10 protein-coding genes and 1 rRNA gene are annotated in these 9,155 nt (G+C 66.8%); 10 read left to right on the top strand and 1 reads right to left on the bottom strand.

All coding sequences use genetic code 11. The annotated features are described in order from the left end of the window. The first annotated feature begins 82 nt into the window (after window positions 1-82). Window positions 83-195 (top strand): 5S ribosomal RNA (gene rrf / locus AC1DW3_RS30200). 88 nt (window positions 196-283) lie between these two features. Beyond that, the gene (locus AC1DW3_RS30195; RefSeq protein ID WP_477937889.1) at window positions 284-910 is read left to right on the top strand and encodes a 2'-5' RNA ligase family protein; all 627 of its coding nucleotides are present in this window, start codon (window positions 284-286) and stop codon (window positions 908-910) included. A gap of 55 nt (window positions 911-965) precedes the next feature. Here AC1DW3_RS30195 and ychF read toward each other — a convergent pair whose 3' ends face one another. Beyond that, window positions 966-2,057 (bottom strand): redox-regulated ATPase YchF, encoded by a 1,092-nt coding sequence (gene ychF, locus AC1DW3_RS30190; protein ID WP_477937887.1) that lies wholly within the window; start codon window positions 2,055-2,057, stop codon window positions 966-968. 138 nt (window positions 2,058-2,195) lie between these two features. On the opposite strand from ychF, the gene AC1DW3_RS30185 reads away from it, so the two are divergent. The 8 genes from AC1DW3_RS30185 to AC1DW3_RS30150 form a co-directional block, all read left to right on the top strand. After that, complete coding sequence (locus AC1DW3_RS30185) at window positions 2,196-3,317, top strand: FAD-dependent monooxygenase (RefSeq protein ID WP_477937885.1); 1,122 nt, start codon at window positions 2,196-2,198, stop codon at window positions 3,315-3,317. Window positions 3,318-3,337: 20 nt separating this feature from the next. Further along, the gene (locus AC1DW3_RS30180; protein ID WP_477937884.1) at window positions 3,338-4,072 is read left to right on the top strand and encodes a DsbC family protein; all 735 of its coding nucleotides are present in this window, start codon (window positions 3,338-3,340) and stop codon (window positions 4,070-4,072) included. Between the two features lie 5 nt (window positions 4,073-4,077). Continuing rightward, window positions 4,078-4,515, top strand: a complete 438-nt coding sequence (locus tag AC1DW3_RS30175; protein WP_477937882.1) for a DUF3429 domain-containing protein — start codon at window positions 4,078-4,080, stop codon at window positions 4,513-4,515. Beyond that, a complete protein-coding gene (locus AC1DW3_RS30170; RefSeq protein WP_477937880.1) occupies window positions 4,515-6,233 on the top strand; it encodes a M61 family metallopeptidase in 1,719 nt (572 codons plus the stop codon). The genes AC1DW3_RS30175 and AC1DW3_RS30170 overlap by 1 nt, the downstream gene beginning before the upstream one ends. A 7-nt stretch (window positions 6,234-6,240) precedes the next feature. Further along, on the top strand, window positions 6,241-7,332 hold the full coding sequence (locus AC1DW3_RS30165; RefSeq protein ID WP_477937878.1) for a DUF3108 domain-containing protein: 1,092 nt from the start codon (window positions 6,241-6,243) through the stop codon (window positions 7,330-7,332). Beyond that, a complete protein-coding gene (locus tag AC1DW3_RS30160; RefSeq protein ID WP_477937876.1) occupies window positions 7,329-8,117 on the top strand; it encodes an enoyl-CoA hydratase in 789 nt (262 codons plus the stop codon). Before AC1DW3_RS30165 ends, AC1DW3_RS30160 begins: the two co-directional genes overlap by 4 nt. Window positions 8,118-8,300: 183 nt before the next feature. Continuing rightward, entirely contained in the window at window positions 8,301-8,675 is a 375-nt protein-coding gene (locus tag AC1DW3_RS30155; RefSeq protein ID WP_477937874.1) for a DUF4148 domain-containing protein, read from the top strand. A 114-nt stretch (window positions 8,676-8,789) separates the two neighbouring features. Next, on the top strand, window positions 8,790-9,155 hold a 366-nt coding region (locus AC1DW3_RS30150; protein WP_477937872.1), incomplete at its 3' end, for a substrate-binding domain-containing protein.

Here is a 9,155-nt window from a genome sequence, read left to right as displayed (position 1 = left end):
TGCAGACAAACTAGGAAACTAGTCCTCTGCTGACTCTACGAATTGGGTTTGTTGACTCCCGTCAACGAACCAACCAGTCAAGCCTGACGACCATAGCGACTTGGTCCCACTCCTTCCCATCCCGAACAGGACAGTGAAACGAGCCAGCGCCGATGATAGTGCGGATTCCCGTGTGAAAGTAGGTCATCGTCAGGCTATTTACCCCTCAAAACCCCTCCAGCTCAGGCTGCGAGGGGTTTTGTCTTTGGGGACAACGAAATAGGGTGGGAGGCTGACCCTCATCATGTCTGATCAACTTGATTTGCTCGGTTTCGATGACGCCAGACCCCCTTGGGAGCCGACGACGCCCAAGGGCCGCAAGCCGGCGAGCGAATACGAGCTGTTTCTGGCGCTGCGCCCCGACATCGCAGGTCAGCATGCGTCGCTTTCTGCTGCAGCTGAACTGCTTCAACTGCGCTATCGAGCGCCGACATCCAAACTGCGCCGACCATCGCTGTGGCATGTCACGTTGTTGGAACTCGGAAAATTCACGGGCGGCTACTCCGGTGAGGCGCTGAACGCGATCGAAGCTGCGTGTGATGGTGTGACGAGCAGGCTGACTCCGATCGCGCATGAAGGCCTTGTCAGCTTCCAGCCCAGCAACGCCTGCGTCTTGACCTGTTCGGCGGATACGACGCAGAGAGTCGCTCAACTCCGGCAGGATTTGACTGCAGCGCTCCGGGGTCGAGGAGTCAAGTGCAAAACGCCGCCAGCACCCCACATGACGCTTTTCTATGATGGGGAGCATCACCTGCCGATGACGTCATTGGATGAACCGTTGCGTTGGACTGCTGATGGCTTCGCGCTTCTCTGCAGCCATAAGGGATTGGGGCATCACGAGGTGGTTCGCCGATGGCCCGCCAGCCGCTGAGCTGCAAAAAAAAGGGCCAGCATCAAGCTGGCCCCGTTCCGTCGGCTACTGACGCTCAGACGTTGAACAAGAAATGCAGCACGTCGCCATCCTTGACGACGTATTCCTTGCCTTCCGCGCGCATCTTTCCCGCATCCTTGGCGCCCTGCTCGCCGCGATGCTTGATGAAGTCGTCATAGGCGATGGTCTGGGCGCGGATGTAGCCGCGTTCGAAGTCGGTGTGAATGACCGCCGCCGCCTGGGGGCCRGTGTCGCCGATGTGGATGGTCCAGGCGCGCACTTCCTTCACGCCGGCAGTGAAATAGGTCTGCAAGCCCAGCAACTTGAAGGCGGCGCGGATCAGCCGGTTCAGCCCCGGCTCGTCCTGGCCCATCTCGGCCAGGAACATGGCGCGATCCTCGTCTTCCATCTCGGACAGTTCGGATTCGGTCTTCGCGCAGATCGCAACCACGGGGCCGTTCTGGGCCGCTGCATATTCCTGCAGGCGCTCGAGGAAGGGGTTGTTCTCGAAACCGTCTTCCGAGACGTTGCCGACGAACATGGCCGGCTTGGCCGTGATCAGGCACAGCGGCTTCAGGATGACCAGCTCTTCCTTGCTGAAGTCGATGGTGCGCACCGGCTTGGCCTGATCCAGGGCCGCCTGGCATTTCTCCAGCACCTTGACCAGCGCGATGGCTTCCTTGTCGCCGGCGCGAGCGACCTTGTTGTAGCGGTGCAGGCTCTTCTCGACGGTGCCAAGGTCGGCCAGGCAGAGCTCGGTCTGGATCACCTCGATGTCGGAGATCGGATCGACCTTGCCGTTGACGTGGATGACGTTCGGATCCTCGAAGCAACGCACGACGTTGACGATGGCGTCCGTCTCGCGGATGTGGGACAGGAACTGGTTGCCCAGGCCTTCACCCTTGCTGGCGCCGGCGACGAGGCCGGCAATGTCGACGAATTCGACGACGGCCGGCATGACGCGTTCGGGCTTGACGATCTCGGCCAGGGCAGCCAGGCGCGGGTCAGGCAGCTCCACGATGCCGACGTTGGGCTCGATCGTGCAGAAGGGGTAGTTCTCGGCGGCGATGCCGGCTTTGGTCAGGGCGTTGAAGAGCGTGGACTTGCCGACATTGGGCAGACCCACGATGCCGCATTTGAGGCTCATGGCGAGAACTTTCCGTTGGGGAGGGCGGCCGGCGGCAAGCCGGCGCCAAAACGCGCATTTTAATCGGCCGGCGTTGCCCGCGTTCCCGCCCCAGCCCCCGGCTCCGGTGCGGTCATACCCCCTGCCTACAATTGGCCGATGCAAAGTGTGGACGTGTTGGTCAGAGGGCGTGGCGCGGTCGGCAGCAGCCTGGCGCTCAGCCTGGCTTCTCAGGGGCTCGCCGTCGGCATGACCGGCGCGCCGGAGACGCCCCGCCCGGATGACGTCCGGACCTACGCGCTCAATGCCGCCTCGGTTGCGTTGCTGAGCGAGCTGAAGGTCTGGGACAGCCTGCCGGCCGATGCCGTCAGCCCCGTCTACGACATGATCGTCAGCGGCGATACCGTGGCCGACCAGCCCGCCGGGCGGCTGAGCTTTTCGGCCTGGCAGCAGGGCTTGCGCGAACTGGCCGTCATCGTGGACGCTGCCGCCTTGGATGCCCAGCTCGCGACGGCGTTGCGGTTTTCGCCTCACGTACGCAACGTGCCCGACAACACGCCGGCCGCATTGACCGCGCTGTGTGAGGGCCGCGAATCCGCCGCTCGCGCAGCGCTTGGCGTCGACTTCAAGCCCAGGCCCTATGGCCACCGCGCGCTGGCCGCGCGCCTGAGTGCCAGCCTTGCGCACCAGGGCGTTGCACGGCAGTGGTTTCAACCTGGCGGCGAAGTGCTGGCCCTGCTGCCTTTCGAGAAGCCGACGCCCGGTGCGTCCTACGGGCTTGTCTGGTCCTGCGCCGAGGCGCGGGCCGAGCAGCTGCAAGCCGCGACGCCGGCCGAATTCGAACGTGAGCTCAATGCCGCCACCGGCGGTGCCGCAGGGGAATTGAGCTTGGGCAGCGAGCGTTCGAGCTGGCCGCTGGCCCTCGCCCGCGCGGATGCCGTCAGCGGCCCGGGGTGGGTGCTGCTCGGCGATGCGGCACACGTCGTTCACCCGCTGGCTGGCCAGGGCCTGAACCTGGGCCTGGCCGACGTCGCTGCGCTCGCCCATGTCCTTGGTGAGCGCGAATCCTGGCGCCCCCTCGGCGACGAGCGCCTGCTGCGCCGCTACGCTCGCGAGCGCCTCGCGCCGACGCTCGCGATGGGCGAACTGACCGACGTGCTGCAACGCCTTTTCGCCAACTCCTCCCCCGCCGTCCAGGGCCTGCGAAACCGCGGTCTGGATGCGCTCAACCAACTCACCCCCGTCAAGCGCTGGCTGACCCAGCGCGCTCTCGGGCTCTGAACCTCAACCGACTCCTCATCGTGCGCCCTTCTGTCCTCAGCCTTCTGGCCGGCCTGCTCGTCATCGCCAGCCTGCCCTCCCTGGCCAATGAGGCCGCCATCCGCAAGGCCATCGCCGAACGCATGCCCAATGCCCCCAAGGTCGACGAGGTGCGTCCCGCGCCCATGCCGGGCTTGTGGGAGATCCGCATCGGCAACGAGGTTCGCTACACCGACCCCACGGGCAGCTTCCTCATCGAGGGCGAACTCTTCGACCTGAAGGCCAAGAAGAACCTGACCGAGGAGCGCGTCACCCAGCTCAACCGGATCGACTTCGCCAGCTTGCCTTTCAAGGACGCGGTGATGTGGAAGAGTGGCAACGGCAAGCGCCGCATCGCCGTCTTCGCCGACCCGAACTGCGGCTATTGCAAGCGCTTCGAGAAGGGCCTGCAGGAGCTGAAGGACGTGACCGTCTACACCTTCCTCATTCCCATCCTCGGTGGCGACTCGCCGGAGAAGACGCGCGCGATCTGGTGCGCCAAAGACAACGCGAATGCCTGGCTTGGCTGGATGCTCAAGGGCGAGCAGCCGGCCAAGCCGGCGGCGTCCTGCGATGACGCCGCCATCGAGCGCAATCTGGCGCTCTCCCGCAAGATCCACGTCAACGGTACGCCCGCCATCCTGCTGGAAGACGGCAACCGCATCCCGGGTGCCGTCAGCCCCGTGGAGCTGGAGAAACGCCTGCAAGCCCTGGCCGCGCCGGCCAGCAAGTCCTGACCTCGATGAGCGCTGCACACCGCGAGCTCGCGCATCGCCTGGGCTATGCCGGGCTCATTCCCTTTGTGCTCGGCTGCGCGCTGATCTGGCTGATCGGCGACCGCGACCTCGACCAGCACACCTTTGTCAGCCTCGGCCTGTCGGCCTATGCCGGCCTCATCATCGCCTTTCTCGGCGGCATCCACTGGGGCCTGTCCTTCACCCGTGGTCTGATCGGGCGCCAGCCGCTGGTCTGGGGTGTCAGCGCGGCGCTGCTGGGCTGGCTGGGCGTGTTGATGCCACCGTACGCGGGGCTGGCCCTGCATGGGGGCGTGCTGATTGCCTGCTACCTTGTCGATAGACGCGTCTACCCACATTTCGGCGCGGCCGACTGGCTGACCCTGCGCTTCCGGCTCACCGCCGTTGCGTCACTGAGCTGCTTTCTCGCCGCCGCGGGCAGCTGATGCGCGGGCCCAGCTACCGGATCGAACTGGCCGATATCGCGGCCCATCGCTATCGCGTCACGCTGACCCTTCCCAGTCCGGCGGCCGAGCAGCGTTTCAGCCTGCCGGTGTGGATCCCCGGCAGCTATCTGGTGCGGGAGTTCGCCAAGCACCTGAGCGGGCTGAAGGCCCACCAGGGCAGCCGTGAACTGCCGGTCGAACAGGTGGACAAAGCGAGCTGGCTGGTGCGCTGCAGCGGCCAGGCCCGGGCCAAGGCATTGACCCTGAGCTACGAGGTCTACGCCTTCGACGCCTCGGTGCGCACCGCCTGGCTGGACAGCGCACGCGCCTTCTTCAACGCCAGCAGCCTGTGCCTGCGCGTCCATGGCCGCGAGGCAGAGACGCATCGCCTGGAGCTGGCCGCTGTGCCCGAGGACTGGCATGTCGCGACCGAGATGCGCGCTGGCCATGAAGCATGGGAAGCCGGCAGTTACGACGAACTGATCGACCATCCCTTCGAGATCGGCCCGCACTGGCAGGGCGAATTCACCGCGGCCGGCGTGCCACACCGCGTCGTCGTCGCCGGCGCATGGCCGAGCTTCGACGGCGAGCGCCTGCTGGCCGATGTGCAGCGCATCTGCGAGGCCCAGATCGGGTTCTGGGGCGGCGCGCCGTTCGAGCGCTACAGCTTCCTGCTGTGGGCCCTGGACGACGGCCACGGCGGCCTGGAGCACTGCGCCAGCACGGCTCTCATCTGCGCGCGACGCGAACTGCCCACCGCCGCGGAAAGCAGCGCACCCAGCGACAACTACGCGCGCCTGCTCGGCTTGTTCAGCCATGAGTACTTCCATGCCTGGAACGTCAAGCGGCTGCGCCCAGCCGAGTTCGCCAGCTTTGACTATCAGCGCGAGAACTACACCGAGCTGCTGTGGTTCTTCGAGGGCTTCACGAGCTACTACGACGAGCTGATGCTGTGCCGTGCCGGCCTGGTCGACGCGCCACGTTATCTGAAGCTGCTGGCGGCGAGCGTCAATGGCGTGCTGGCCTCGCCCGGCCGGCGCGTGCAGCCGCTCGCCCAGGCCAGCTTCGAGGCCTGGACCAAGTACTACCGCCCCGACGAGAACAGCGTCAACGCGACGAGCAACTACTACGCCCAGGGCGCGCTGGTGGCGCTCTGCCTGGACCTGAGCCTGCGGGCCCACAAGTCCAGCCTGGATGCCTTGATGGCGCAGCTGTGGACGGCCAGTGGCGGCGGCCCGATCAGCGAGGCCGACATCCTCGGCGCGGTGCGTGCCCTTGCCGGCGACGAAGTCGCGGCCCAGTTGCACGGCTGGGTGCATGGACAAGGCGAGCTGCCCCTGCGCGAGCTGCTCCAGGACCATGGCATCGCCTGGCGTGACGAGGGGCGGGCCAGCGTCGCCCAACGCCTGGGCTTGCGCGTGCGCGAGGCCGCGCTCACCGGCATCGGTGTGACGCATGTGCTCGCCGGCGGTGCGGCGGAGGCCGCGGGTGTCAACGCGCGCGACGAGATCCTCGGCTGCAATGGCTGGCGCCTGCGTCGGCTCGACGATGCCCTGGCCTTGCTCGGCAGCGGCGAGACGCAGTTGCGCCTGCTCGTCAGCCGGGACCAGCGCCTGCTCGAGCTCGAGGTCGCGCTGCCTGCGCCCCGGTCGGCGTCGGTTGCCCTGTCGCTGGCCGACGGTCCTCACGCCGCGCGTCGACGCTGGCTCGGCGCCTGAAGCGGTCATGAAGAAGTGGCGGCCACCGGCCCTGCTGGTGCTGGCCGTGCTGGGCTTGCATCTGCTGCTTGGCCAGGAGGTGCAGCGCATCCATGACGGCTGGGTCCATGACGGGCCGCCGCCCATGCCGCCGCGCATGCAGGTGGCCCTGGTGCGCGAGATGCAGTTGCAGCCGCCGCCGGCCCTGCGTGCACCGGCGCCGCGACCGCCCAGGCCACCCGCCCCGGTGACGGCAGCACGCGCGGCGTTGCCTGCCGAGGCCGCCTCAGCGCCCGAGCCGCCCGCTGCATCGGCCCCACAGCCACCCGAGCCGCTCGTCGCCGCGGCGTCGGCGCCCGAACTGCCCGCTTCCGTCAGCCAGGCAGCTTCGGCAACTGCCGATGATGAGCCCGGTCCCGAGTGGCCGCTGTCCACGCGGCTCAGCTATGTGCTGACCGGCAATTACCGCGGCCCGGTCAGCGGCCAGGCCCAGGTCGAATGGCTGCGCAAGGGACGGGACTATCAGATCCATCTCGACGTCGGCGTCGGCCCGAGCTTCGCGCCGCTGATCACGCGGCGCATGAGCAGCCAGGGCCAGCTGACGCCCGAGGGCATCGCACCGCAGCGCTATGACGAAGAAACCAAGGTCATCCTCAGCGACGCCCGCCGCGCCAGCGTGTTCTTCCTGGGCACCGAAGTGCAACTGGCGAACGGTGCACGCGAGCCTGCGCCGCGTGGGGGGCAGGACGCCGCCAGCCAGTTCGTCCAGCTGACCTGGCTCTTCCTGACGGGCCGCGAGGCCTTGCAGGCCGGGCGCGTGGTGCAGTTCCCGCTGGTGCTGCCACGCCGCCAGTACGCTTGGCCGTACGAGGTGGTGGGCGAGGAAATGCTGGACACGCCGATGGGCCCGCTGGCCAGCTGGCATCTCAAGCCCACCCGCACGCCCAATGGCGGCGACCTGAGCGCCGAAGTCTGGCTGGCGCCGACCCTGCAATACCTGCCGGTGCGTCTGGTCATCCGCCAGGACGCCGACACCTATATCGACCTCATGCTCAAGAGCGCGCCGCTGCAGGCCGCGCCAGAATCCAGCAACGGCATCCCCAGGAGACTCAGCCAATGACCTACGAATGCATCATCACCGCCGTCCATGGCGAAGGCCCGCGCAAGACCGGCCTGATCACGCTGAACCGCCCCAAGGCGCTGAATGCGCTGAACGACCAGTTGATGGACGAGATGGGCGAAGCCCTGCTGGCCTTTGACGCCGATGACGCCATCGGCTGCATCGTGCTGACCGGCTCGGAGCGCGCCTTCGCGGCCGGTGCCGACATCCCGACCATGCTGCCGCACACCTTCGCGAGTGCCTTCAAGAGCGGCCTGATCTCGAAGAACTGGGAAACCATCCTGCAGGTGCGCAAGCCCGTCATCGCGGCGGTGGCCGGCTTTGCGCTGGGTGGCGGCTGCGAGCTCGCCATGATGTGCGACTTCATCATCGCGGCCGACTCGGCCAAGTTCGGCCAGCCCGAGATCAAGCTCGGCATCGTGCCCGGCGCCGGCGGCACCCAGCGCCTGCCGCGCGCCGTGGGCAAGAGCAAGGCCATGGACATGCTGCTGACGGCCCGCATGATGGGCGCCGCAGAGGCCGAGAGCGCAGGTCTGGTGTCGCGCATCGTGCCGGCCGACAAGCTGCTGGAAGAGGCCCTGGCCGCGGCCGAGACCATCAATGGCTTCAGCGGCCCCTCGGTCATGCTGATCAAGGAGCTCGTCAACCTCGCCTACCAGGGCCCGCTGACGGACGGCGTGGCCGTGGAGCGCCGCTATTTCCACGCGCTGTTCGGCAGCCACGACCAGCGCGAAGGCATGGAAGCCTTCCTGGCCAAGCGCGCGCCGAACTTCGAACACCGTTGATTGGATGTGGCGAAACGATGACGAACTAGGGATGACTGTTTGTGTTGAATGAATAGTCACTTCCCGCCAGCCTAGTATTTCTACCAAGACCGGCTCCCTACAGTTCAGGCCATGGACACCGCGGTCGCGATGTCCGAATGACCCCGAAGCAGGACCTTCCTGCAGTCACTGAAGGAGCTCGTCATGAGCAAGCTGTCTACCGTCATCGCCGCCACGCTGCTGATCGCCGCTGGTGCCGCATCCGCCCAAACCGCCCCGCTGACCCGCGAGCAAGTCATTGCCGATCTGGTCGCAGCCCGCAACAGCGGTGAACTGGCCGCTATCCAGGGCGAAAAGGGCGTCGAAGTGACGACCCCCGCCAGCGCCAAGGCTGCCGCCGTCGCCACCGTCAAGCTGCCCCGCCAGGCCGTGCTGACCGTCAAGGCGACCGAAGTGCGCGTCGACGAGAAGATCGCCGCCGCCCAGGCTGCCGACCACGGCGAGAACGCCGCCCGCGAACTGGGTGATTTCCCGGCGCCCGTCGTGCGCCGCGCCTCCGCCATGGCTTCCGCGAAGTAAGCGCACTGAAACAAAGCGGTTTCAAGCCGATGAAAGGCGACCCGAGAGGGTCGCTTTTTTGTTGTCAGCGTTCCTAGAATCCGCGGCCCGGACAGAACGGGCGTTGGAGACAAGATGCGCAAACAGCAGATGTGGGCAGCGGCGACGCTGGTGATGGGTTCCCTGGCCTCGATGACAGCGTTGGCTGCCGGCCCGGTGGTCGGCGTGAGCTGGTCCAATTTCCAGGAAGAACGCTGGAAGACCGACGAGGCCGCGATCAAGGCCGAACTGGCTCGCCTGGGTGCGAGCTATGTGAGCGCCGACGCCGGCGGCTCACCCGAGAAGCAGCTCGGCGACGTCGAGTCGCTGTTGGCCAAGGGCGCCAAGGTGCTCATCATCCTGGCCATGGACAAGGACGCCATCGTTCCCGCGCTGAACAAGGCCAAGGCGCGCAAGGTGCCGGTGGTGGCCTATGACCGTCTCATCGAGGCGCCCGAAGTG

It is taken from the genome of Roseateles sp. P2_H4, from assembly GCF_056403315.1.
The sequence above is the reverse complement of the archived record's forward strand: the minus strand, read 5'-3'. Positions and strand labels throughout refer to the sequence as shown.

Coding starts and splice junctions, on each gene's coding strand:
- AC1DW3_RS30185 (WP_477937885.1), top strand. CDS start 2,196: ATGCAAAGTGTGGACGTGTTGGTCAGAGGGCGTGGCGCGGTCGGCAGC.
- AC1DW3_RS30195 (WP_477937889.1), top strand. CDS start 284: ATGTCTGATCAACTTGATTTGCTCGGTTTCGATGACGCCAGACCCCCT.
- AC1DW3_RS30160 (WP_477937876.1), top strand. CDS start 7,329: ATGACCTACGAATGCATCATCACCGCCGTCCATGGCGAAGGCCCGCGC.
- AC1DW3_RS30175 (WP_477937882.1), top strand. CDS start 4,078: ATGAGCGCTGCACACCGCGAGCTCGCGCATCGCCTGGGCTATGCCGGG.
- AC1DW3_RS30165 (WP_477937878.1), top strand. CDS start 6,241: ATGAAGAAGTGGCGGCCACCGGCCCTGCTGGTGCTGGCCGTGCTGGGC.
- AC1DW3_RS30170 (WP_477937880.1), top strand. CDS start 4,515: ATGCGCGGGCCCAGCTACCGGATCGAACTGGCCGATATCGCGGCCCAT.
- AC1DW3_RS30155 (WP_477937874.1), top strand. CDS start 8,301: ATGAGCAAGCTGTCTACCGTCATCGCCGCCACGCTGCTGATCGCCGCT.